General features: G+C 45.4%; 20 protein-coding genes. 11 read left to right on the top strand and 9 right to left on the bottom strand.

Annotated features, from left to right (window positions below; genetic code table 11):
* The first annotated feature begins 144 nt into the window (after positions 1–144).
* The 9 genes from DVY93_RS03240 to tsf all read left to right on the top strand — a co-directional run bounded on the left by DVY93_RS03240 (position 145) and on the right by tsf (position 10,079).
* Entirely contained in the window at positions 145–957 is an 813-nt protein-coding gene (locus DVY93_RS03240) for a crotonase/enoyl-CoA hydratase family protein (protein WP_230709066.1), read from the top strand.
* Positions 958–1,407: 450 nt separating this feature from the next.
* Positions 1,408–2,667: a multidrug effflux MFS transporter gene (locus DVY93_RS03245; protein ID WP_230709068.1), complete on the top strand. Its 1,260-nt coding sequence runs from the start codon at positions 1,408–1,410 to the stop codon at positions 2,665–2,667.
* 416 nt (positions 2,668–3,083) lie between these two features.
* Positions 3,084–3,962: a substrate-binding periplasmic protein gene (locus DVY93_RS03250; protein ID WP_193004660.1), complete on the top strand. Its 879-nt coding sequence runs from the start codon at positions 3,084–3,086 to the stop codon at positions 3,960–3,962.
* Between the two features lie 12 nt (positions 3,963–3,974).
* A complete protein-coding gene (locus tag DVY93_RS03255) occupies positions 3,975–6,212 on the top strand; it encodes an ATP-binding protein (protein ID WP_230709071.1) in 2,238 nt (745 codons plus the stop codon).
* 68 nt (positions 6,213–6,280) lie between these two features.
* Positions 6,281–6,643, top strand: coding sequence for a response regulator (locus DVY93_RS03260; RefSeq protein WP_045443633.1), 363 nt, complete (start codon positions 6,281–6,283; stop codon positions 6,641–6,643).
* A 30-nt stretch (positions 6,644–6,673) separates the two neighbouring features.
* The gene (locus DVY93_RS03265; protein ID WP_230709074.1) at positions 6,674–7,123 is read left to right on the top strand and encodes a chemotaxis protein CheX; all 450 of its coding nucleotides are present in this window, start codon (positions 6,674–6,676) and stop codon (positions 7,121–7,123) included.
* 41 nt (positions 7,124–7,164) lie between these two features.
* On the top strand, positions 7,165–7,614 hold the full coding sequence (locus tag DVY93_RS03270) for a chemotaxis protein CheX (RefSeq protein ID WP_193004657.1): 450 nt from the start codon (positions 7,165–7,167) through the stop codon (positions 7,612–7,614).
* A 442-nt stretch (positions 7,615–8,056) separates the two neighbouring features.
* Positions 8,057–8,881, top strand: a complete 825-nt coding sequence (rpsB, locus tag DVY93_RS03275; protein ID WP_193004656.1) for a 30S ribosomal protein S2 — start codon at positions 8,057–8,059, stop codon at positions 8,879–8,881.
* Positions 8,882–9,197: 316 nt separating this feature from the next.
* Positions 9,198–10,079 (top strand): translation elongation factor Ts, encoded by an 882-nt coding sequence (gene tsf / locus DVY93_RS03280; RefSeq protein ID WP_193004655.1) that lies wholly within the window; start codon positions 9,198–9,200, stop codon positions 10,077–10,079.
* Positions 10,080–10,223: 144 nt separating this feature from the next.
* Here tsf and DVY93_RS03285 read toward each other — a convergent pair whose 3' ends face one another.
* From DVY93_RS03285 to hflX, 4 genes are all read right to left on the bottom strand, one after another.
* Positions 10,224–11,036 (bottom strand): lytic transglycosylase domain-containing protein, encoded by an 813-nt coding sequence (locus DVY93_RS03285; RefSeq protein WP_230709077.1) that lies wholly within the window; start codon positions 11,034–11,036, stop codon positions 10,224–10,226.
* A gap of 408 nt (positions 11,037–11,444) precedes the next feature.
* A complete protein-coding gene (locus DVY93_RS03290; RefSeq protein WP_193004653.1) occupies positions 11,445–12,134 on the bottom strand; it encodes an LrgB family protein in 690 nt (229 codons plus the stop codon).
* 22 nt (positions 12,135–12,156) lie between these two features.
* Positions 12,157–12,591, bottom strand: coding sequence for a CidA/LrgA family protein (locus tag DVY93_RS03295; RefSeq protein ID WP_230709080.1), 435 nt, complete (start codon positions 12,589–12,591; stop codon positions 12,157–12,159).
* A 343-nt stretch (positions 12,592–12,934) separates the two neighbouring features.
* Positions 12,935–14,401 (bottom strand): ribosome rescue GTPase HflX, encoded by a 1,467-nt coding sequence (gene hflX, locus DVY93_RS03300; RefSeq protein WP_226949349.1) that lies wholly within the window; start codon positions 14,399–14,401, stop codon positions 12,935–12,937.
* 370 nt (positions 14,402–14,771) lie between these two features.
* Between hflX and DVY93_RS03305 the strand changes: the two genes are divergently transcribed.
* Complete coding sequence (locus DVY93_RS03305) at positions 14,772–15,572, top strand: lysophospholipid acyltransferase family protein (protein WP_230709083.1); 801 nt, start codon at positions 14,772–14,774, stop codon at positions 15,570–15,572.
* Between the two features lie 248 nt (positions 15,573–15,820).
* Here the strand turns inward: DVY93_RS03305 and DVY93_RS03310 are convergent, their stop codons facing one another.
* Both DVY93_RS03310 and fkpB read right to left on the bottom strand, forming a co-directional pair.
* Positions 15,821–16,861, bottom strand: coding sequence for an aldo/keto reductase (locus tag DVY93_RS03310; RefSeq protein WP_230709085.1), 1,041 nt, complete (start codon positions 16,859–16,861; stop codon positions 15,821–15,823).
* 231 nt (positions 16,862–17,092) lie between these two features.
* Positions 17,093–17,590: an FKBP-type peptidyl-prolyl cis-trans isomerase gene (gene fkpB, locus DVY93_RS03315; RefSeq protein WP_193004649.1), complete on the bottom strand. Its 498-nt coding sequence runs from the start codon at positions 17,588–17,590 to the stop codon at positions 17,093–17,095.
* A gap of 147 nt (positions 17,591–17,737) precedes the next feature.
* Here fkpB and DVY93_RS03320 point away from each other — a divergent pair, with 147 nt between their 5' ends.
* Positions 17,738–18,397, top strand: coding sequence for a DUF1294 domain-containing protein (locus tag DVY93_RS03320; protein WP_230709087.1), 660 nt, complete (start codon positions 17,738–17,740; stop codon positions 18,395–18,397).
* Between the two features lie 167 nt (positions 18,398–18,564).
* Here DVY93_RS03320 and DVY93_RS03325 read toward each other — a convergent pair whose 3' ends face one another.
* The 3 genes from DVY93_RS03325 to ileS form a co-directional block, all read right to left on the bottom strand.
* Positions 18,565–19,191: an O-acetyl-ADP-ribose deacetylase gene (locus DVY93_RS03325; protein WP_193004647.1), complete on the bottom strand. Its 627-nt coding sequence runs from the start codon at positions 19,189–19,191 to the stop codon at positions 18,565–18,567.
* A gap of 303 nt (positions 19,192–19,494) precedes the next feature.
* The gene (gene lspA / locus DVY93_RS03330) at positions 19,495–20,121 is read right to left on the bottom strand and encodes a signal peptidase II (RefSeq protein WP_230709089.1); all 627 of its coding nucleotides are present in this window, start codon (positions 20,119–20,121) and stop codon (positions 19,495–19,497) included.
* Entirely contained in the window at positions 20,114–22,972 is a 2,859-nt protein-coding gene (gene ileS / locus DVY93_RS03335; protein ID WP_230709091.1) for an isoleucine--tRNA ligase, read from the bottom strand. Before ileS ends, lspA begins: the two co-directional genes overlap by 8 nt.
* Between the last annotated feature and the right edge of the window lie 512 nt (positions 22,973–23,484).

Below are 23,484 nucleotides of genomic sequence, written 5' to 3' on the forward strand. Positions count from 1 at the left end.
TAAATGGTGGACAGAATCTTATAGATATTTTAGAGCGGTCTTGTCGGGCGTACCGTGGCAGTCAGTTATTGCTACGGTAGAATAGGGGTAAGCCTGCTAATATTGCTGCTATCAACACTATGTTTATTTTTAATAAGGATTGTTATGAACGCGATTGCCACTTACCAGTATGAGACATTACAAGTTAGTATCACTGATAACATACTAACGGTTACCCTAAATCGTCCGCACAAAAAAAACGCCATGAGCTTTCAAGTAGTAAATGAGCTGATTGCAGTGGCAGGTCGTATTAGCAAAGACAAAACAATACGAGCGGTCATTTTAAATGGGGCGGAAGCGACCTTTTGTGCGGGCATTGACTTGGGTGATTTAAACCATCCAAAAAACCAAGCATTTGCCGTTTGGGAGCTTATAAAACCATGGCAGAGCTCATTTCAACGAGTTTGTCTTGTTTGGCGCGATGTGCCTGTGCCCGTCATTGCGGTACTAGAAGGTTACTGTATTGGGGCAGGTCTACAGCTGGCACTAGCTTGTGATGTACGAGTCAGTCATCCTGATTGTAAACTGTCTATCATGGAAGCCAAGTGGGGCTTAGTACCGGATATGGGGTTGACCCAATCTGCGTTTGGGGTGGTGCGAGAAGACACCTTAAAAGAGCTGGCCATGAGTGCACGTATCATTGATGCGAGTAAAGGCTGCGAGTTGGGTCTTATCAGTCATTGTAGTGAGACACCGCTTGAGGAGGCGCAAAAGCTCGCTGCTGAATTTGCAGAGCGTTCTCCGGATGCTGTGTTGGCGAGTAAGCGTATCATCAATGCCATGCATCAGCAGCCTAAAACCACTTTATATAAAGAGAAAGTATGGCAGCTAAAAATGATGCTCGGTCGCAACCGTAAGCTGGCGCTCAGAAAAGCCAAGCAAGCCAGTACGGTATTTGGCAAACGTCAGTTCCGTTAATCGACCCTAACAAGAGCGGCATTAAACGTTTGGCCCTATTTTGAGGCATTTTTCTGATGGTGTTTGGTGGTTGAGATTTGTTTTATTAACGTCATGCCACTATTGAAGTATAAGCGGCGCTAGTACAATATAACCCTGTCATAACATTGTCCGTTTGCACAGATGCATACAGGTGTGCACGGCTTTGTGAATAGCCGTTGATTTTTGTACTAGGGCATGTCCTCAGTTCAATCGATAGTCATCTAAATGGACTAAAAGTGGCTAAATTTTGTCAAACAGCGTCAAACAGCTGGTTAATATCTCGATATTGTCTGCGCTCTTTTCCTTGTTTGCCTGCAATTTATCTCATTTTTATCCCCATTTTTAACATGAGGACACGCCCTAATAACCGCTAACGAAAAAGACAACATGAATAATAAAATAATAACCACTATATAAAACGGTCTAAATATGTCTGCTCCAAAATCTACCCTCCCCAATAAACCCATCGCCTCTGAGCGTGTGCGTTCTGCTGATTTGCCTGTCGCATGGATTATGATGCTTGGGCTTATCGTAGCGGTAGGACCATTATCTATCGATATGTATCTGCCAGCACTACCATCAATGGCCGATGACTTTGGCGTCTCCACTGCCTTTATGGCCAACTCTGTACCAGCGTATTTTTTGGGATTGGTGTTTGGTCAGCTGTTTTACGGCCCCTTTAGTGACCGCGTTGGCCGCGTTAAGCCCTTATATATTGGTATGACACTGTATGTCATCGCTTCCGTTATTTGTGCGACCACTAATAATGAATATGTGTTGTTTTTTGGACGAACCATGCAAGCACTTGGCGCTTGTGTGGGCGCAGTGGTTACACGTGCCGCCATTCGTGATCGCCTGACGGCCAAACAAACCGCCAAAGCATTTTCTATTATGATTTTGGTGATGGGCTTAGCCCCCATATTAGCCCCATCGCTTGGTGCCCTATTTTTACAGTTTTTTAGTTGGCACTCTATTTTCTGGTTCTTGGCAGCCTTTGGTACGCTCAACCTATTACTCACTAAGTTTTTCTTTTTTGAGACATTGACTGAAGAAAACCGTAATGTACGCCCTGCCAAAGAAGTGCTCAGTCAGTATTGGGACTTATTAAAAGATCCCACTTTTAATTATCCGGCGATTGGCGGTGGCTTGTTGATGGGGGCAATGTTCGTCTACATCAGCTCGGCCTCTGAGCTGATTATGGATACCTATGGCGTCTCAGCGACCCACTTTGGTTGGCTGTTTGGGATGAATGCTGCAGGCTTTGTGGGTCTGACACAGATGAACCAATGGCTGACCAACCGCTTTCGTATTTTAAGTATTTTACGCTTTGGTGCCATGATGCAGGTTATTTCTGCGGGTGTGTTGTTTATGGTCGGCCTCTTTTTGGGTACGGATGCCTGGCTGCCCTTGGTACTTGCCTGTATCTTCTTTTGTATCGCAGGTTTGGGTTTGACACAGCCGAACGCCTCTGCCATTGCGTTAGCCTTCCAAAAACGCCGTGCTGGTATGGCAAGTGCGCTACAAGGCTCGCTTATGTTTTCAGTTGGTATTTTTGGTGGTTTATTACTAAATCTATTTCCGGTCAATCCCGTACTGAAGATCGGTATAGCTATGTTTGCTCTCATGAGCCTTGGTTCCTTTTTAATCTGGCAAATAGACCGTAATTTAAATCTTGATGATGCTGAGTAAGCGCTAAGTGTTACGCTTCTTACACCACATTCTAAAAGTACTTATACGTCCTATGTATAAGTACTTTTTTTATGGCCCTTTCATTCTTTTGACTGGGTACCAACGCCCTCCTAAAAATATATGGACTACTTTATTGGCCCAAACTACCGTCGGTTTCTTTTGAAAATGCTAGCAGCGCTCCCTACTAGCCAAGTCTCCTTTATAAACAGCTACCTATAGATATAAAGCGTTATCGCAGTCTGGCCTACCCATAATAAATTGTATGTAATAACTAAACATAATTATTGCAATCACAAATTTACCCAAGTATTATCGAACGTAACTTTCTGTAAGAAAATATTGTAGAAATATTACCTAACCTTGCTAGATTGTCATTCCTCAATATGTACAACAACGTTAAGTTTAAAGGGTAGATTATGGTGCAGTTATATCGCGTGTTACCAATGGTGTTGAGTGTGGGCTTATTTGGCTGTGGTAACTCTGCCACCCAAGAAAATGCCAGTGCGACTGGAACCCCAGTCACAGAAAAAAAAGACAGTTTTGTTAGTCAGTTGCCTGATACCGCGCCCACTGTAAAAGTGGCGACCACAGGCACGATGCCCCCGTTTTCGTTCCAAGATGACTACGGCAATATGCAAGGTATTGATATCGATTCAATTCGTGCGATTGGTGAAGAACAAGGGTTCAAAGTCGAGTTTTACAAAGAAACGTGGCAAAACATGTTTGATAGTGTGGCGTCAGGGGGTCGCGATTTAGCAATCTCAGGCATTTCTTATAAAGATGACCGCGCCGAAAAATACGGATTATCCGCGCCTTACTTTTTTAACCCATCCTCTATCATGTACGCAAAAAGTGATGTGACCATCAATGGCATAGAAGACTTGCAGGGTATGCACGTCGCTGCTATGGAAGGCTCAAAACAAGAAGATCAGCTCAATGCCATGGGCAAATATAGCCAAATGACGACTCGTAGCACGGCTTTTTTGTTGTATGAAGATTTGATGCAAGGCAAAGTCGATGTCATTTTGCACGACTTACCGATCTTACAGTTCACCGCAAAAAACCATCCAGAGTATGATGTCACCATTGTACCTTATGAGGGAGAGGATAACCCATCAGCGCAGCAAGTGATCTTGATGGCCAAAGGCAATAATGAGCTCATTCATAAAGTGGATGAGGGTATTGTGAAGCTTAAAGCAAAAGGGACGTTTAAAGAGATTGAAGAGCGCTGGTTGGGTGTAGATACCTCTGCTGACAAGAGCACTTCTGCCACCAATACTAAGCAAGTGAACTAAGGAGTTCTAAAGATGGCAACCACACCTCATGTTGACAATAAGCGCTATCAAGGTCTAATTGTTTCAATTGCCCTGTTTTTATCGCTGATTGGTGCTTTGCTAGCGTTTACGTTTTATACCTCAAACTTATTAGAAAGAAACACGGCGCTGATTGATCAAACCAACCAAGTTGCTAATAGTGCGCAAGCGGTAATCAAAGATCTCTTTGACTTAGACAGTAGTTATGGTGAGGATACCAAATCCCCACACATACAACGAGTGCTGAGCCGCTTGGAGCAAAACACGGCGCTGATTACCAGCTCTATGACTGCTATTGAACAAGGTGGCACGATCACTGATGCTGAGGGCAATACTTATGATTTGCCAAACATTGATAGTAAGGCGCAAGCCAACGTTGCTGCCGCTAATGAGCAGTGGCAAGCGCTAGAACCTAAAATCCAAACGTATCTTAAAGATGCTGACAATGTCATGGTGCCCTCTGCCGATGCGTTGACGCAAGCGGTTGAGCAGGCCAAGACATCCAGTTTGTTTATCAACGATTCGTTAGACAATCTGACGAAAGACGTCTTCAATAGTGCAGAGCGTCAGGCGACGACCATTCGTCTTATTCAGGTACTTGGTGTTGCCGCTATCTTTACGTACTTCTTAATCTTTGTTTTCTTCTTTGTGCGCCGCTTACGGGAGACGGATGCCGAAGCATTTGCCGCTCGCCGCGAAACGCAAGAGATTATGCAAACGGTCAATACGGGACTATTCTTGCTTGATAAAGACCTCAATATTGGTCAGCAGCACTCTCGCGCACTCAACGACATTATCGGTGCTGATCGTTTGGCAGGCGAGAACTTTACCAATGTCTTGCGTGGGCGTATTTCTGATAAAGACTTGAAGACCACACAGCAGTTTATTGAACAGCTTTATAACCCCCGAGTCAAAGAAAAACTGGTGGATTCGCTCAACCCGTTGCATAAAGTGATGCTCCACAACACCGCTGGCAGTAAAGCGTTGAACAATCGCTTCTTAGATTTTAAGTTTTCGCGTGTTTATGACAACAAAGACATTGCCCGTATTTTGGTCAACGTCAACGACGTGTCAGACGCCGTTTATCTAGAGCAGCGCCTAGAAAAAGAGCGGTCGCAAAACGATATGCAGATTGAGATGCTCACCACCATCTTGAATGTGAATCCAAAGATCATCAACGAGTTTATTACCAACACTCAGATGCACATCGAAAAGATGAACAACATCTTAAAAAATCCGGGTAGTTCACAATACGAGCTAGAAGGTAAGCTAAAAGCCATCTATCGCGAAATGCATAGCCTAAAAGGGGAGGCGTCTGCGTTAAAGCTGCACAGCTTTACCAAGATTGCCTCAGATGCAGAAGACAAACTACATGCGTTGCAAAATCAAGGTCAGCTATCGGGTAATGATTTCTTGCCATTGGCCGTACATTTAGATGACTTGTTAAGTCTATCAAACACTATTGCCACCTTGGGTGAACGCATCAACCGTTCAGCCCCAGCCCCAGCCCCAGCGGCTATGCAAGCGGCCACCGCACCAACACCGCTTGCCGCAGATAACGACATCGTAAAAAACAGCGTCTCAAAAACGGTCGTTACTGAAAGTCAGGCAGCAAACCACTCAATCGGTAGTATAGATATGAATGGTGGTCAGGACATCGATCTGGACGGTGACGCAGAAGATGATCGGCTGTCTTTTTACAAAGACTTTGCTAAAGACATTGCCACAAGGCAAGGTAAGCAAGTACAGCTCAAGAGTAATACACTGACACAAGCGGACATCCCAGCGCATCTTGCCAAGCCGATCAAAGAGATTAGTATTCAACTCCTACGTAATGCGGTGGTGCATGGCATCGAAACACCAAGTACTCGTCACTCTGCTGGGAAGGCCGCGGTCGGGACGATTGATTTGGAAGTAAAAGACAACGGGTCAGATTTTACGCTGATGGTGCAAGATGACGGTCAAGGTATCAATTATGATGGCATCCGTACCAAATTAAGCAAAGAAGGCCGTTTTAGTGCCGAAGAGGCAAATCAGCTCAGTCAGGGTGATTTACTTAAGCAACTGTTTTCCTCTGGTTTCTCTACCAAAGAACACGCAGATGAAGATGGCGGCCGCGGTGTTGGGCTTGACATCATTAAAGCACAAGTAAAAGATTATGATGGCAAGCTGAATGTGAATAGCGAGCTGGGTCAGATGACACGGTTTGTTATTACGTTACCAAAAGCTTAATTAAAATTAAAAACCGTAGGTACATTGTCAAGGACGACAAGGCCTTCATTCAAGGTAATAGATAAGTTATGCATAAGTTAATGATTGTTGATGATTCAAATATTATTAGAAACCGTATTCAGCGCGCGTATGATTCAGGCCAGTTTATGTTGGTGGCCACGGCCACCAGTGGTGTTCAGGCCATCGAAAAGTTCAATGTCCATCGTCCTGATGTGATCACCATGGACTTGACCATGCCGCAAATGGATGGACTTGAATGTATTGAAAAAATCATTGCGATTGATCCTGAAGTCCGTATCTTGGTGGTGTCAGCCTTGTCTGACAAAGCCACTGGCATTGAGGCGTTGTCGTTGGGTGCCAGCGGCTTTTTATGCAAGCCTTTTTCAGAAGAAGAGCTTGTAGAGTCTTTGTATGAGCTGATGCAAGACTAACACCATTCATCGACCAAAGCAGATGTCACTATGAAAGAACAAAAGCTACAGATTTTTTTAAGTATTATCAGTCACTATTTTGATCAGTTCGGTGGAGAAGAGCTCGTCGCTGATACCCCTTACTTGTTAGAGAACAAACAGCCAAAAGTTCATGACTATACGGGTGTGATCGGTATCTCAGGTGGACAAAAAGGCGTGGTGTATTTTTCGGCAACCCATCAATTGCTGTCTTCTATATTGGACAGCATGGGTGAGACTGATAAAAGTGAGGCCAATTACATAGATTTGGCAGGCGAGGTGGCCAATACCATCGCGGGTAATGCGCGCAAAGAGTTTGGTTCAGAGTTTCATATCTCTGTGCCGTTTGTGTTTAAAGGCTCTCCGCAAAGCATTGTATTGCCGAACGACGAGCGTTCTTTTATCATCCCCATCACTTGGCGCTCGCAAGTTGGCGAGATTGTGGTTTGTTTGCAGGATTAATGATCCTGCCACCACGTAATACAGATGGATACTAATATATTATGGTTAAAGTAGAAAAATTGGGTGTGTTCCTCAGTTCAATTAACGCATTTTTTGCCCAGATTGATGGCTCAGAAGTGGCGATTGACACCCCTTATTTGAACAACAATAAAAGTGCAGTTGGTTATGACTATAGCGGCATCATCCAGATATCAGGGCCGCTTGCAGGCTGTGTGTATGTGAGTGCGCCGAGTGTGATGTTGCGAGAGGTCATCAAAGTGATGGGCGAGCCTGATTCCTCCATTACCATGATGAAAGATTTGTTGGGGGAAATGGCCAATACCATCTCTGGTAATGCTCGTACTGAATTTGGGTCAGAGTTTATTATCTCGCCGCCTCATATCGTTGAGGGGGCACCAAGTGTGTCTTACTTGTCAAAAGATCGCCAAAGTTATGTCACCCCATTTACGTGGCGTGGCTATAAAGCGGTCATTGGTATTTGTATCACATAACCTGATGTACGCTGAGCCAACCAAAGCGAGAGGGTTGAGCGTTAAGTGGTCTAAAAACAAGCTAACCATTAAAAGCGATGCTGCGGTGTCGCTTTTTTTGTCTTTTGATACGGCTGTACTTTTGTTTTTATCGCATTGTCACGCGCCTAATAAACTGCTGGAGGTTTTAATCGATAATGTGATAAAATACAGCGCAGCTATTTTTATAATTCGCTTTATAGTTCAGGTGTGAGTATGTTGCTGACCTCTGACGATAGCTTCTTTTTTAAACCAACCAATGACACACACATCATGGCAAAAAATTGCTGGGTGTTTGGCGACTTGATTAATTTGTGAACCGTTAGTACTTTACTGATAAAAACGAACCGGTAGCAGATGCGTGTCGCTAGATAGGCAGTTTTTGTGATGTGGAGGCATAACCCAACCAATAGGATATATTCACATGGCTACAAAGAATCCAACCAAAATCGAAATGCGCGACTTACTACAAGCCGGCGCTCACTTTGGTCACCAAACACGTTTTTGGAACCCAAAAATGGGTCCATATATCTTCGGTGCCCGCAATAAGATTCACATCATCAACCTAGAGCACACCGTAAAAGCGTTTAACGAAGCATTGACTTACGTAAACGGCTTAGCTGCTAAGAAAAACAAAGTATTGTTTGTTGGTACTAAACGCGCTGCAAGCGGCATCGTTCGTGAGCAAGCAGCTCGCGCTGGCATGCCATACGTTGATCATCGCTGGTTAGGTGGTATGTTGACTAACTGGAAGACACTACGTCAGTCAATCAACCGTCTAAAAGAGCTTGAGAAGCAAGCAGAAGATGGTACTTTCGCGAAGCTAACCAAGCGTGAAGCGTTAGAGCGTACTCGTGATATGGAAAAACTTGAGCGTTCACTAGGCGGTATCAAAGACATGGGCGGCCTACCTGACGCAATCTTCGTAGTAGACGTAGATCACGAAGCGATCGCTATCAAAGAAGCCAAAAACTTGGGTATCCCAGTGATCGGTATCGTTGATACAAACTCTAGCCCAGACAACGTTGATTACATCATCCCAGCGAACGATGATGCGATCCGTGCTGTGACTTTGTATGTGACTTCTATGGCTGATGCGATCATCGCTGGTAAAGAATACGCACAGACTCAAGCTGGCGGTAAAGCTGAGCAAGCGCCTGCTGCTACTGACGAAGCACCAGCTGCTATTGAACAGCCAGAAGAAGCCCCTGCTGTAAAAAACCCAGCAGAAGCACAAGCTGATCTATAAGACTCAGCAAATAGCGCTATAATGGACAGGTTGCCTTGATAGTGTCGCTATCAGGCATCCCTATAGTGCCGTTAACAGCGTATAAGCTTATAATAGGCATGATGTAGTTTTACTCGTCATGCCTTGTTGTTAATGGACGACTCGTTCATAGGCGAGTATTGTCGCTTATGTTGGCGCCTGTTAGATACAATATCTGTTAAACGAGCACCAAAAGTGTTTTCATGAATACAACAGGCGACACTATGCAAACGAGCAGTAAAAAGACATCAAGTAAAAATTAAGCTCTCCCATACATAACTATACTAAGGTAACTCTTATGTCAGAAGTAAAAGTATCTGCCAAAATGGTAAAAGAATTGCGTGACCGTACTGGTCTTGGCATGATGGAATGTAAAAAAGCGTTAGAAGAATCAAATGGTGATGTTGAAGTTGCCATCGATAACTTGCGTAAGTCTGGTCAAGCAAAAGCGGCCAAAAAAGCAGGTAACATCGCAGCTGACGGCGCTATCATCATTGCCCAAGGCGACAACAAAGCATTCTTGTTAGAAGTTAACTGCCAGACTGACTTTGTAGCAAAAGATGACAGCTTCACTGCCTTTGCAGAAAAAGTGGCTAACCTTGCGCTAGAAAACAACGTAACTGACGTTGCTGCCATCTCTGCATTGCCTTATGGCGATGGCCAAACTGTTGAAGAAGCTCGTGTGTCACTCGTACAGAAAATCGGTGAAAACATCCAAATTCGCCGTGTTGAAACGCTAGAAGGCGCTAACATCGCATCTTACCGTCATGGCCTACGTATTGGTGTTGTGGTTTCTTATGAAGGTGGCGACGCTGAGACTGGTAAAAACCTTGCCATGCACATTGCTGCATTCAACCCTGTTGCTGTTGATGACGAAGACGTGGCAGCTGACGTACTAGCACGCGAAAAAGACATCATCGAAGCCAAAGCAAAAGAGTCTGGTAAGCCTGACAACATCGTTGAAAAAATGATCGAAGGTGGCCTACGTAAGTACCTAGACGAAGTAACTTTACTGCGTCAACCGTATGTCATGGACAACGAGAAAAAAGTTGGTGACGTACTAAAATCTGAAGGCGTAAAAGTACTTGGTTTCAAACGTCTAGAAGTTGGTGAAGGCATCGAGAAGAAACAAGAAGATTTCGCTGCTGAAGTTGCTGCCACTCAAGCCGCTAACAAGTAAGCGGTAGACCATACTGTGAGTGTTAAATAAGTTTTTATTTGACACGTAGAGTTTGGCGTTTAAGCATAAAAAAGCCCGTTAATACATTAACGGGCTTTTTTATGTCTGGTTTTTGGTCTTTTAGCTGATCGTTTTGTCTTTGTATCAGCGTAATGCGGCGTAGGCTGAATTGCTATAACTGGCGTTATTGTTACTGCTGGTGCCGTAGCTGACATTTTGCAGCCCACTGCTTGTGGTATTCGCATTAGTCATTTGATTGCTAGCACTCATACTAGCACCAGCAAGCCCTGCATCATTCTTATATAAGCTATGGTAGCGGCTCATGACTCTTTGGACATAGTTACGCGTTTCTTTAAAAGGGGGAATGCCACCGTACTTATCGACATTGCCTTCGCCAGCGTTATAACCGGCGACCGCATGTTCGATATTGTTATTGAAACGGCGCATGAGCCAAGCGATGTATTTGGCTGAGCCTTCAATATTGTCAGCAGGGTTCCACGGGTTGCTCACATTAAAGCGGCGAGCCGTTGCTGGCATCAGCTGCATCAGACCTTGCGCTCCCACGGGCGAGCGTGCATTTGGATTAAATGCTGACTCAGTATGCATCATTGCCTTCATAAGGGCAGGGTCGACGCCATGGCGGTTGGCAGAGGCGCGAATATAGTTGTCATAAGCGTTACGGCTACCACTATTGCTAGCAGAGCTGCTACCGTAGTTATTACTGCTACTACTGCCGTCATACATCTTAGAGTCTTTGTAGTAAGTCACTTTTACTTTTTTGGTAAATTTATCAAAGTTGCCACTTGGATTGACATTAGTCAGTAGGACTTGTCCGCCTTTATCTTTATAGATATACATATTCCCTGCTTGAGCGGCAATGGGTAAGCTAGATAGGGCAACGGCGGTGAGTAAAATAGGAGACATGCAGCGGGTAACTAAAGTTGCAACGTTCATCATAGGGTTATCACTTTTTATCGAGTAATAGCAAATTGCTTTGCCTATAAGCGCGTCGTTTTGCGCGTTTAAGCGGTTATCGGGTTCGCAGGACTTTATAGCCATAACAGCTATGATGATCTCGCAAAAACCACGGCTAACTAAAACCACTTGCAATAGATACAAAAAATAATAGTTGTTTACTATAACATATAATAAGTTTTTGACGCAGACAATTGCCTAAATAACGTTAGATAAATCAACACGCTATGGCGTTCCCTTCCATTATGTGAGTCACTCACTCGAGCTTTATAACCCAATAAAACCTTGTGCACGTTTAAACAGTGGCAGTCCAAAAGACAGAGCAAAAGGCAGAGCAAATGGGGCGTCTCAAAGGCCAAGACGCCACGTTAATCTAACGATATAGCGTGCTTAATGACTAAGCACACTGATAAAAATCGGTACCCAGACAGCGGTGACTAGTCCATTGACTGCTAGTCCAAACGCCGCATAACGACCAGCAGTGTGACTAATCTGCCATGCTTCTACGGTGCCAAAAGCGTGAGCGGCCAAACCAAGGGCCAGGCCCTTAGCGCGATCATCATCGATACCGCGAAATAAGAAGCGCGCCAAACTCCCTCCCAGTAGTCCTGAGACAATAATAATTAAGTTTGCCATCGCTAGTGGGGCTTTAATCAAATCTGCCACACTCAGACCAATGGGTGTCGTCACTGAACGGGTAGCAAAGGCTAGGATCGTGTCATGACTTAACGAAAACAGATAAGCCAAGGACATCGGCAATAACGCGCCGACGACACTGGCAAGTGCGACGATTAACGTGAGTTTTTTGATGGGTAGCCCTTTAAAATTCATCGCGGCCAGCGGTACTGCTAGTAGTACCGTGACGTATCCTAATAGATGATCAAATACAGGCTTGGCCACACCGTAATAGTGATTGTAATCCCATTGCAGAATGAACAAAAACACGAGGACCAATACAAGCGCCGTAATGACCATCGGCAACCATGAGAGCTTACGTGCCAAGACACGGGCTATCACGTGGGCTGCTAAGGTTAACAATATCGCCGCAAGGGTTGCTGTAAACACACTATCAAAACTCATAAGATTTCCTTATTCACACAGCTCACGGCTGTCCCTTGTGCTCGTTCACGGTGGTGTGATCGTTACTCGTATCGTGATTTAGCCAGCGATTGGCAAGTATGGCCAGCCCCCAAAGTGGTATGAGTGTACTAATGATCATCGTTAGCATCACGCCCCATAGCTCATCACCTAAGGCAAATAGCAATAAGCCTGCGCCAGCGGAGACGGGCAAGAAGGCAAAGCCGCTATCGACCAACAAGGTATTACTGGCTTGGGTCAGCCAGCTTGGTAACCCTTTGAGCAGTCGCCACGTCATCAAAATAAAGAACATCGCGACCAGCCCGACGATGTTGGCCGCTTTTTCTATGCCAGCCCACTGACAAATAATAACGGCAGACTCACGGACAAAGATGACCATCGCTAAGGTCAAGATGACTGCTAGCCACAGCGGCAAAGGGGAGGAGGGAGTAGATTTCATAAGAAATTCTGGCCAAGTCAGAGATAAGTAGAGTAGCAACAAGAGGCAGTATAGGTAATAGTGCCTTAATAAGGATGGCTTATACATCAATATTTGTTGAATACGTAATAAGCGATTATATAGAGAGTAGGCAAAATTATAAAGTTTATAGGGAATAGGGCTTTTTTTTACTTTGAGAAGACTGTAAAAATCTAAAAGCTGAAAAATCTAAAAACTAAAAACTAAAAATCAAACACATGCCATAAAAAAGGATGATATCTATTGATATCATCCTTTTATTGTCTACCACTAACTGATAACGTGACTTTGAGACACGAGCAGTTTTAAAAAGCTGGCCACTGAATCAACTCTGGGAGTCAGGCGTTGGTGTTTCTTTCGCTGCTGACATCTCTACGTTCTCGTCTATAGAGTTTAGCGCATCGAATTCGTCAAAAGCCTTCTCATGCGCTTCAGTCATGGTGGGCGCTTCACTATCATCTGGTTTTTCGAACGCTTCAAGTACTGGCATCAGTAGGGTTGCCTGTGCTAACGGTAGTACGTCTATAGGATCTAAGTCAGCTTGACCCAGCAGTTGTCTTAGCCGCTCGCTTGGCAAACGGATGGTCAAGCACTCATGACCATTATCATCGTAACTTTCTTCTAAGATGACGCCCAGCTCATACAAGGTGTTTTTAAGTTGACCCGCATTATAAGGCAAGGTCAAATCAAAGGTCGTTAAATTACCTGTCAGCAACTGCTGGACAGCGAGCGACAGTGCGTCCATGCCTAGGTTTTCTCTAGAAGACACATAGACGCGATTCGGTTGACCTTCGCTAGCATAACCGATATGTGCAGGCTCATCGGTCAAATCAATCTTATTATAGACATTGAGCACTGGCACATCATTGTCGATTTCAGCCAGTACGGCTTTCACCGCTTGGATTTGCTCATGCATATCTTCACTTGATGAGTCGATGACGTGTAGCAGCAAATCGGCTTCTAGTGTCTCCTCTAATGTCGCATGAAAAGATTCGACCAGCTCATGCGGTAGATGACGGACAAAACCCACGGTATCGACCAGCACCACTCGGCCCACGCCTTGCCAGTCTAAGCGGCGCAATGTAGGATCTAGCGTTGCAAACAGTTTATCGGCAGCATAGATGTTTTCATCGACCAAACGATTAAACAGCGTAGACTTACCGGCGTTGGTGTAACCGACGAGTGAGATGGTTGGCACGTCAGACTTTTGCCGACGAGCACGGCCTTGGGCGCGGGTTTGACGGACTTTTTCTAGCTTACTTTTGAGCTGATTGACGCGAGTTTGTAGCAAGCGACGATCCGTCTCCAGCTGGGTTTCACCAGGTCCACGTAAGCCGATACCGCCTTTTTGACGCTCCAAATGCGTCCAACCACGTACCAGACGTGTCGAGAGATGGTTCAGCTGCGCCAGCTCAACTTGCAGCTTACCTTCGTAGGTACGGGCACGCTGAGCAAAAATGTCTAAAATCAAGCCGGTGCGATCAAGGACGCGGCATTTTACCAGGGCTTCAATATTACGCTCTTGTGAGGGCGATAAGCTATGGTTAAAAAGGACGATATCCGCATCGTGTTCGCGCACCAATTCTGCGATTTCTTCTGCTTTACCGCTACCCACGAAATACTTGGCATCAGGGCGTGAGCGTGAGCCTGTCACCAGCGCCAAACGATCTGCGCCTGCTGAATCTGCCAACAGTTCAAACTCACTAAGATCATCAGGATCTTGAATCTGGCGGATGTCTAAATGTACGATAATGGCGCGTTCGCCACCTTCATGTCTTTCAAAATAATCCAAAGAGTATCACCTATTCAATAAAATAAATATATCGTTATTATCAATTCAGCAAGCCAGCTCAGTAAGCCTCAGTACGCTTTGACATAACGTTCATATGATCCCTTATATAGGGCCTTATCACTTGATATTAAAGCGTATTATCATAATTAGCGATGGTTTTATGTTACAACGGCAATGATTGGATGTCTTATTCTCAAATGGATCGCTGTAACCAGCACATACTCTTATTGTGACGAGGGTCAACACACTAACAAAAGCCATTTATAATTCAGTGCACAAATCGTCACTGACTGACTGGATTTTGTTATACTCATGGCGCTTGTTTAAGATATATATATAATCATAAGTTTTTTAACCACGAGGGACACAGATGAGCCAATCTAAGTCAGGCTTTTCACTCAAACGACAATTGGGCCGCGGCAGACAAATTGCTGGCATGACCACGACAATCGCTGGGGGCATGCGCGCCGCTCAACGTATCGGGGCGTTTAAACAGCCACCACGCGAAACGCTGCCACGCTATATCCAAACGTTTTGTCGCAAAATGGCCGGCTCTTTTGGCGTAAAGGTCGTAGCCGTTGAGCCAGTAGAGCAGCATCATGGTTTATGGGTATCTAATCATGTGTCATGGATGGATATTCCTGTGGTAGGTACGCTAAGCCCTGCTTTCTTCTTATCCAAAGCTGAAATTGGGGACTGGCCTATCTTTGGTAAGCTGGCCCATGCGGCAGGTACGGTATTTATTGAGCGTGGCTCTGGGGATGCAGGTTCGGTCGCAGCGCAAATAGCCAGTTTTTTGACCGAGGGGTTCTCGGTGATCTTTTTTCCAGAGGCAACCACGACGGATGGTAAAAAAATCAAGCGCATACATGGCACATTGCTACAAGCGGCAATAGATGCCGATGTGCCTGTTCGTCCTCTTATTATCTCTTATGTCAATAAAGATGGGACTTTAAGCGAAGCGTTACCCTATTACGGTAAGCTTACGATGAAAGACAGCATAAAAAAGGTGCTCGATAGCAAGGATGTCACAGCCTATGTCTTACCACTTGAGCCGATCGATCCTAAAGGGCTGAATAAAAGTGAGCTGACCAATTTATTGCAAGCACGGATGCAAGAAGGTCTGGCTGAGCTGCATTCTCGGGTATTGACGAAAGTTCCTAACGCGTAACTTCTCGTTTAAATGAGAAAGCAGACGCAAAGAAAAAGGCGCCAATCGCAGTGATAATACTCGCGATTGGCGCCTTTTTTTTATTTAGTCAGTTTAAAACAAAGAATGCTCTACTGATAAAAATGACTTACTGGGATGAAGTTTTCTCGCTTGCTGTGCGCTGTGCCAGACAGAGGCTTCAAAAAATTCATCCCCATAATTAAAGTAAATCATCAAAGCTTAATAGTGATTAAGTTAATTGCAACGTTCTAAGGTGACGGATTGGGATGCTGTGTATGTACCGCTTCAATTGCCTCTAATACGTCTGTCGTCAGACTGACGTGAATACTGTCGATGTTGGACTGAAGCTGCTCGGTCGTGGTGGCGCCAATGATGTTACTGGTGACAAAGGAACGCGTGTTGACAAAAGCCAGTGCCATCTGTGCCATATCTAACCCCGCATCAGCTGCGATTTTGGCATATTGAGCGGTGGCTGCCTTGGCTTGCTCATTGGTATAACGGGCAAAGCGATCATACATCGTCAGACGCGCACCAGCAGGGCGTTTGCCGTCGAGGTATTTACCAGACAGTACGCCAAAGCCAAGCGGCGAATAAGCGAGCAGGCCAACGTTTTCACGATGCGCGATTTCGGCCATACCAACTTCATATAAACGATTGAGTAAACTATAAGGGTTTTGCACGGTGATGGGTGCAATCAGACCGTTTTTATCCGCCTCCCAAAGGTAGCGCATCAGACCCCAAGCGGTGTCATTAGACAGCCCATAAGCGCGAATACGGCCTTTTTTAATCTCATCATTTAACGCTTGGATGGTCTCTAAAAAGGGCGTTAAATCATCTAGCGGCTGCGCTGCCATCTCTTCTGTGTAACCGCGCTGACTAAAAAAATTCGCTTGACGCTCAGGCCAATGTAGCTGATATATATCAATATAATCAGTTTGTAAACGCTCTAAATTGCCATCGATAGCATGACTAATGTGTTCGGCGGTATAACGTGTCTGACCATCCCGTAAAAAATCCATCGGAGATATTTTGCTGGCAAGGATCACTTTGTCACGCTGCTTGGTTTTATGAAACCACGTGCCCATGAAGCGCTCAGTATCACCTTGCTTGTCTTTATCTGGTGGTGAAGGATACATCTCAGCCGTGTCCCAAAAGTTCACGCCCTCAGAGAGTGCCAGATCCATTTGCGTGTGTGCGTCAGATTCGGTGTTTTGCTGTCCCCATGTCATGGTACCTAGGCAAATTTTAGAAACCTTTTCATCCAGCTGTAGCAGCGTTTCATATTGCATGTAAGTGTCCTTTTTAAATTCGTTTTTGTTTTTTGTTTGGTGATCGTTGATAGGATATTTGAGCGACTATACAATCCGTTATCAGTAAAAACGTACACTATAATGCGCTACTGAAACAATTTTTTTTGCTTGCTGTGCCTACGCAGACAGAGGCTGCATAAAATTTATTTCAGTAGCACTGTGTCTCTTGTATAGCTTATAAACGATAGTTGAAATAACTATATTAAATTATTACATTAACTTGATACCCGTAACGCCAGGCGGGGTGACTTTGAATACTTTTACTTTAAATAGGACGGATTGCCCCGCAAGCGGGTGATTAAAATCCACTTCGATTTCGTCATCATCGATCGCGCTGATGGTACCGGGCAGCGTGTTTTTACCTTTATCCTCAAATTCCACCATCATCCCTATTTCAGGGTTTTCAGCCACGAGCGCAAACTGGGTACGGCTAAAATGTTGGATATTGTCAGGGTTCCAGTCGCCAAACGCTTGCTCTGGCTCAAGATGGGCAGTACGGGTGTCACCTGCGCGTAGATTCATGAGCACTTGCTCAAAGCCTGGTAATAGGCTCTCATCACCAATCGTCAAGGTCACTGGCGCGTCGCGGTTAAAGGTCGAATCAATCACCGTACCGTTTTCTAAGGATACTTCAAAGTGCAGCTTCACAAGGCTGCCGTAAGTGATACGTGTGTCTTCATTGGGGTTAACAAACTGTGATTCGGTCATAGTAAAAGCCACCTGTTGCTGGAATAGAAAGTGAGGGTCATCAAGATGTCGGAAATGATAATCCATCTAGAAAAGGTTGTAAGCGTAAATAGTGTAACGCAAATAGTGTACTATATTTGGCGAGTCTAAAAGAGGGTAGGAGTATCCATGGCAAATAAACAACAAGGCCTCATCAAAAAGTGGCAAGATGACAAAGGCTTTGGCTTTATCGAAACGCAAAATGGTGAGTCCGTTTTTTTTCATATCAATGAATTTAAAGCGCGCCGTCGGCCTGAGGTCGGTGAGCAAGTCGTCTTTACGCTTGGGCGAGACCATCAAGGACGGATGCAAGCAAAAGAAGTACAAGAGCTGAGCTTTGTACAACAAAAAATGGCTCAAAAAAATCAGCAAATCCGTCAGCGTAATACAAAGCGTAGCGCTCAAGCGGACTTTGAAGCAGGGCAAAAGAAACGCTTGTTCTTAGGCATTGGATTCTATGGCGTGTTAATTTTATTGGCGGTCACTCATAAACTGAGTTGGCTGGTCATTGCTTGGTACGCGGCATTGGGAGTCATAACCTATGCGATGTACGCCAAAGACAAAGCCGCTGCTCAAAGCGGCGATTGGCGAACGCCTGAATCAACGCTGCATCTGCTTAGTGCCCTTGGCGGTTGGGTTGGGGCAATGGTCGCGCAGACTTATTTGCGTCATAAGTCACAAAAGCCTGAGTTTCGACTCACCTATTACTTGACCGTGGTCATCAATATGGCAGGGTTGTTGTTTATTTTAGCGGGTGACGGCTTGGCGTTTTTAGACGGCATCTTGTAGACATTATCGATGACATAATCAGTTCGATATGAAATCGTTACATTGAAGGCGACGTGCGACTGGTATAAATTTTCCTTGCTTGCTGTGCCTGCGCAGATAGAGGCTGCGTAAAATTTATCTCAGTAGCACTATATTTATTTGATAGCGGCTCGATTATGCAAGTTTACTTATTCTTCCTTCTCTAATAATTGCTTATAAACGGTTGCCGCTTTATCCGAAAAACAGCAAAAAATCACCTCACGAATTGGGAGGTTGGATGCTTGTTTATCTTCTGATTCATAGCCTTTTATATAGGCCTGTACGGCGTCAATTGCTACTTCAGTGGCTTTATCTAGTGGATAACCATAGACGCCTGTACTGATGGAGGGAAAGGCGATACTCGTCAGATTTTGCTCAGTCGCTATTGCGAGAGATTTTTGATAACAACTGGCAAGCAGTGCCTCTTCATCTCGATTGCCACCATGCCAAACAGGGCCGACAGTATGAATGACATACTGAGACGGCAAATTAAACGCTGGGCTTATTTTGGCATCGCCTGTCGGACAGCCATTCAACGTGCGGCAGTATTTAAGCAGCTCAGGGCCTGCGGCTCGATGAATCGCACCGTCCACACCGCCACCGCCTAATAAGCTTGAATTGGCAGCATTGACAATGGCATCAACGTTTAGCGTGGTGATGTCTGCTTGTAACACGGATAAAGTGACTGACTTTCTAGTGATTGTGTGCTCGTTATTCGCTGCATCGAAAATGGTTATTCTTTTTTGAAAAACAGGGTTTGGGTGAGCAGGTAACATAGAGAATATCCTTTTACTTATTTTGTCTTCGCCTTTTCTCATATATTCTAAATGATTTTCTAGCGTTTACTTGTATATGGTGTGAGTATAATAAGTTGTACTTTTTAAAAAAGTTGCGTTCACAAAAGGCGAACCTCAGTGATTACTTTATACAAATATACCCACCCAATTCGTACAGAGACTGGTGTTTGGGCGTCATAAGATCGTAGCTTAGACTATACAGTTAAAAAGATAGATGGCAAAAAGGCGGGTCACGTACACGTCACCCGCCTTTATTCACAGCATTATCTAGAGTAATAAGCGTTAAATGCTGCGCTTCTTTTCCAAAAACAGCATGTCAATGACAATCAGTGCCACACCGATACTAATACCCATATCAGCGATATTAAAAATCGGATAATGCCAAACGTCGGCATTGTGCACATGAATAAAATCAATCACGTGACCATGTAGCAAGCGGTCAATTAAATTACCCACTGCACCGCCAAGCACCAACGCCAGTCCAAAAGAGAGTAGCGTGGCTTTGCGAGGCGTTTTCACCAGATAGATGATTAAAAACAGCGACATGACCAGCGCCAAGCCTGAGAAGAACCATTTTTGCCAACCACCTGCATCTGCCAAAAAGCTAAAGGCCGCACCATAGTTGTAGGCGAGTGTCCAGTTAAGAACAGGTTCAATCACTGGCACTGGCTCATGAAAGGTCAGTTTGGTTTCAGCCAACCATTTTGTCCATTGATCGATCACAATAATGACTAGGGACAACAAATACCACATAAACGCGCGTCGACCATTAGCAATCATTTTCGGCGTTTTGGTCAAGCGACTTCTCGGCGTTGTTGAGCTGCCCGTGGTCGCATGCGCAGGCTTGGGAGAATGATCGACTTCTACACGCGGCTGGTTATTTTCTGACGGACCCGTTGAGTTAGGCATAGTGACGCACCTCGCCATCACCGCTGACATTGGTCACACAGCGCGCGCAGATCTCAGGATGTGCGCTATCTGTGCCGATATCATCACGGATGTGCCAACAGCGTACGCATTTGGTACCCGTGGCGGCACTAACATCCACCACTAACTCTACGGTTGCTTCTGTATCGCTGTCGGCTTGCTCATCTAGAGCAACGTTGTCAGCAGGGGCCGCGCTCATGGGCTGTAATGTGGCACTACTGGTAATCAGGACGAAACGCAGCTCCTCACCCAGCTTGGCTAGGCTTTCAAACATCGAACCCTCAGCATATAGGCTCACATCGGCAGATAAGTTGGCATTGATGATTTTTTCGCCACGTGCGGTTTCGATATGTTTATTTACCATGTCCTTGGCCAGCATAATACGTTGCCAGTCATCGTTGCTGATGGCACTGAGCTCAAACTCTGGGAACTCATACCATTCCTGAGTGAAGACGTAGCCACCTTTAGCCGTATCACGTTGATTCAATACTTCCCAAGCCTCTTGCGCCGTGAATGACAAGATCGGTGTGATCCAGCGAATCAAGGCATGAGCGATATGATAAATAGCCGTTTGCGCAGAGCGACGGGGCTGCCCATCAGTCTGGGTGGTGTATTGACGATCTTTGATAATATCTAAATAGAAACTGCCCAAATCTTGCGAACAAAACGCCGTCACATGTTGCGTGACTTGGTGAAAGTCCATCGCATCATACGCACTAATGATTTGCGCTTGTACCGTTTGCGCGCGCTCAAGGATAAATTTATCCAAGCTTACAAGCTCATTGATATCAACGCTGTTGGTCGTTGGATCAAAGTCATCGGTGTTGGCAAGTAAGAAACGGAGCGTATTACGGATGCGGCGATACATATCGATTGCCCCTTTAAACACCGTTTTACCAGCGCTCATCTCATAGCGATAGTCGCTTGAGGCAATCCATAAACGCAGCATATCTGCGCCCGTTTTATTGATCTCTTCTTGCGGGGTGATGATATTGCCCAGTGACTTACTCATCTTACGGCCGTTTTCATCAACGACAAAACCATGCGTCAGTACTTGTTTAAAGGGCGGACGCTCGTACATGGCTTCAGACGTTAGTAGTGACGTTTGGAACCAGCCACGGTGTTGATCAGAGCCTTCTAAGTACATATCGGCAGGATTGGTCAGCTCATCACGCTGTTCAAGTACTGCAAAGTGCGTCGTACCAGAGTCGAACCACACGTCGAGCGTATCTGTGGCTTTGTCATAGTCAGCGGCTTCGCTACCTAAGAAATCTTCACAGCTGGCATCAAACCACGCTTCCACGCCGCCTTCATTGATTTTTTGCGCGGCCGTTTCCATCAGCTCTAGCGTGTTTGGATGTAGCTCACCCGTTTCTTTGTGGGTAAAGAAGGTAATCGGCACGCCCCACGTGCGCTGGCGGGAGATACACCAGTCAGGGCGACCCGTCATCATCGCTTCAATACGGTTTTGGCCCCATGCTGGCGTCCAATTGACGGATGGAATATCAGCAAGTGCTCGCTCGCGTAACCCTTTGGTTTCCATGTTGATAAACCACTGCGGCGTGGCGCGGAAAATAATCGGCGACTTGTGACGCCAGCAATGTGGATAGCTGTGTTCAATCTTGGTGTGGCTGATTAAGTGACCGTTGTCGTGTAAGGCTGCGATGATTTTTGGATTGGCTTTATAAATATGCTCACCCGCAAATACCGCTGCGCTGTCTAAATAAACGCCTGTACCGCTTACTGGGTTTTCAACGGGTAAATTGTACTTAAGACCCACAATATAATCGTCCAAACCATGACCCGGCGCGGTATGCACGAGACCTGTACCACTGTCAGTGGTCACGTGATCGCCTAAGATAAGTGGTACTTGACGCTCTGCAATCAGTGGGTGCTGGGCACGCAGCCCTTCAAGCTCGCGTCCGGCTACAGTCGCAAGGATACCTTTGTTGTCCAACTTAAGCTCAGTCAGTGCGGTTTCAACCAAATCAGCCGCCAACAGCAAATTGCCCCTTGAAGTGGCAACCACGCTATAGTCATGCTCAGGATGTACCGAGATGGCTTGGTTGGCAGGCAATGTCCATGGCGTCGTCGTCCAGATAACAGCGGCAATACGGCTTTCAACATTAGCCAAAGCGCCAACCTTATCAGTGCCAAGCACATCAAAGCTGACATAGATGGCATCTGAGACTTTATCTTGGTATTCGACCTCAGCTTCTGCCAAGGCAGAGCTACAGTCCAAGCACCAGTTGACGGGCTTCATACCGCGGGTCACATGACCGTTTTCATGAATTTTGGCAAGCGCACGTACGATGTTGGCTTCTTGATGAAAGTTCATCGTTAGATAAGGATTGTCCCAATCACCAAACACGCCTAGGCGCTTAAAATCCGCTTTTTGCAATTCAATCTGTGTGCTGGCGTACTCACGGCAAAGACCACGAAACTCAGTGGCCGAGACTTTCTGGCCAACTTTGCCGACCTTGGCTTCGACTTTTTGCTCGATTGGCAGACCATGACAGTCCCAGCCAGGCACGTATGGCGCATCAAAACCTGATAGTGTTTTGGACTTGACGATAATGTCTTTGAGTACTTTATTGACCGCGTGACCTAAGTGAATCTGACCGTTGGCGTATGGAGGGCCATCGTGCAAAATGTACTTGGGCGCACCCGCTCGTGCCTGACGAATTTTGCCATACACGTCATCCGCTTCCCACGCCGCCAGCCAATCAGGCTCGCGCTTAGCAAGATTTGCACGCATCGCAAATGGCGTGTCGGCAAGGTTTAGGGTGTCTTTATAATCGTGGCTTGGTGTATCAGTACTTTTATCAGTCATAAAGGTGTCTTTTTAAAAGGTAGGTTAGGATTGGATTAAAAGGTCAGTGTACAATCGGATGTAAAATTTAAGGCAACGCTTAGCTGATCGTTTCAACGTGCCTAGGCGTTTTTTTGCTAATAGGGTTAAAACGCTTTAAAGGTGCTATGGTGTGTATGCGATAAAACGTTTGCCACCTCTGTCATGTTTGCGAACCGCAAGCTAAAAGATTTTACCAGTAGCACAGACCGTTAGCGTCTTTATTTAGTGGTGCTGTGACTGTAAGGTTAGGCCGCGATATGCTATTTATCAGCCCCGTTACGTCAATAATAAATGCTAACGAGACGAATGCAACATAAAATACGTTTATCAGCCACAAAACACCGTGATAAAAATACATTAAATAGGTGCAATGATAACGGCAGCTATTATATGACAAAAAGGGTAGGGTAAAAAGGGCTGACCAGTGTCGCGCGTATTTTGCCCAAAATCAACTGTTTATCTCAGGGATATGTCACTTATCACGTCATACG

It is taken from the genome of Psychrobacter sp. CCUG 69069, from assembly GCF_021023115.1.
Taxonomy (GTDB): Bacteria; Pseudomonadota; Gammaproteobacteria; order Pseudomonadales; family Moraxellaceae; genus Psychrobacter; species Psychrobacter namhaensis.

Bases quoted from the DNA above. Each gene is read 5' to 3' on its own strand.
- DVY93_RS03240 (WP_230709066.1), top strand. From the start codon at position 145: ATGAACGCGATTGCCACTTACCAGTATGAGACATTACAAGTTAGTATC.
- DVY93_RS03245 (WP_230709068.1), top strand. From the start codon at position 1,408: ATGTCTGCTCCAAAATCTACCCTCCCCAATAAACCCATCGCCTCTGAG.
- DVY93_RS03250 (WP_193004660.1), top strand. From the start codon at position 3,084: ATGGTGCAGTTATATCGCGTGTTACCAATGGTGTTGAGTGTGGGCTTA.
- DVY93_RS03255 (WP_230709071.1), top strand. From the start codon at position 3,975: ATGGCAACCACACCTCATGTTGACAATAAGCGCTATCAAGGTCTAATT.
- DVY93_RS03260 (WP_045443633.1), top strand. From the start codon at position 6,281: ATGCATAAGTTAATGATTGTTGATGATTCAAATATTATTAGAAACCGT.
- DVY93_RS03265 (WP_230709074.1), top strand. From the start codon at position 6,674: ATGAAAGAACAAAAGCTACAGATTTTTTTAAGTATTATCAGTCACTAT.
- DVY93_RS03270 (WP_193004657.1), top strand. From the start codon at position 7,165: ATGGTTAAAGTAGAAAAATTGGGTGTGTTCCTCAGTTCAATTAACGCA.
- rpsB (WP_193004656.1), top strand. From the start codon at position 8,057: ATGGCTACAAAGAATCCAACCAAAATCGAAATGCGCGACTTACTACAA.
- tsf (WP_193004655.1), top strand. From the start codon at position 9,198: ATGTCAGAAGTAAAAGTATCTGCCAAAATGGTAAAAGAATTGCGTGAC.
- DVY93_RS03285 (WP_230709077.1), bottom strand. From the start codon at position 11,036: ATGATGAACGTTGCAACTTTAGTTACCCGCTGCATGTCTCCTATTTTA.
- DVY93_RS03290 (WP_193004653.1), bottom strand. From the start codon at position 12,134: ATGAGTTTTGATAGTGTGTTTACAGCAACCCTTGCGGCGATATTGTTA.
- DVY93_RS03295 (WP_230709080.1), bottom strand. From the start codon at position 12,591: ATGAAATCTACTCCCTCCTCCCCTTTGCCGCTGTGGCTAGCAGTCATC.
- DVY93_RS03305 (WP_230709083.1), top strand. From the start codon at position 14,772: ATGAGCCAATCTAAGTCAGGCTTTTCACTCAAACGACAATTGGGCCGC.
- DVY93_RS03310 (WP_230709085.1), bottom strand. From the start codon at position 16,861: ATGCAATATGAAACGCTGCTACAGCTGGATGAAAAGGTTTCTAAAATT.
- fkpB (WP_193004649.1), bottom strand. From the start codon at position 17,590: ATGACCGAATCACAGTTTGTTAACCCCAATGAAGACACACGTATCACT.
- DVY93_RS03320 (WP_230709087.1), top strand. From the start codon at position 17,738: ATGGCAAATAAACAACAAGGCCTCATCAAAAAGTGGCAAGATGACAAA.
- DVY93_RS03325 (WP_193004647.1), bottom strand. From the start codon at position 19,191: ATGTTACCTGCTCACCCAAACCCTGTTTTTCAAAAAAGAATAACCATT.
- lspA (WP_230709089.1), bottom strand. From the start codon at position 20,121: ATGCCTAACTCAACGGGTCCGTCAGAAAATAACCAGCCGCGTGTAGAA.
- ileS (WP_230709091.1), bottom strand. From the start codon at position 22,972: ATGACTGATAAAAGTACTGATACACCAAGCCACGATTATAAAGACACC.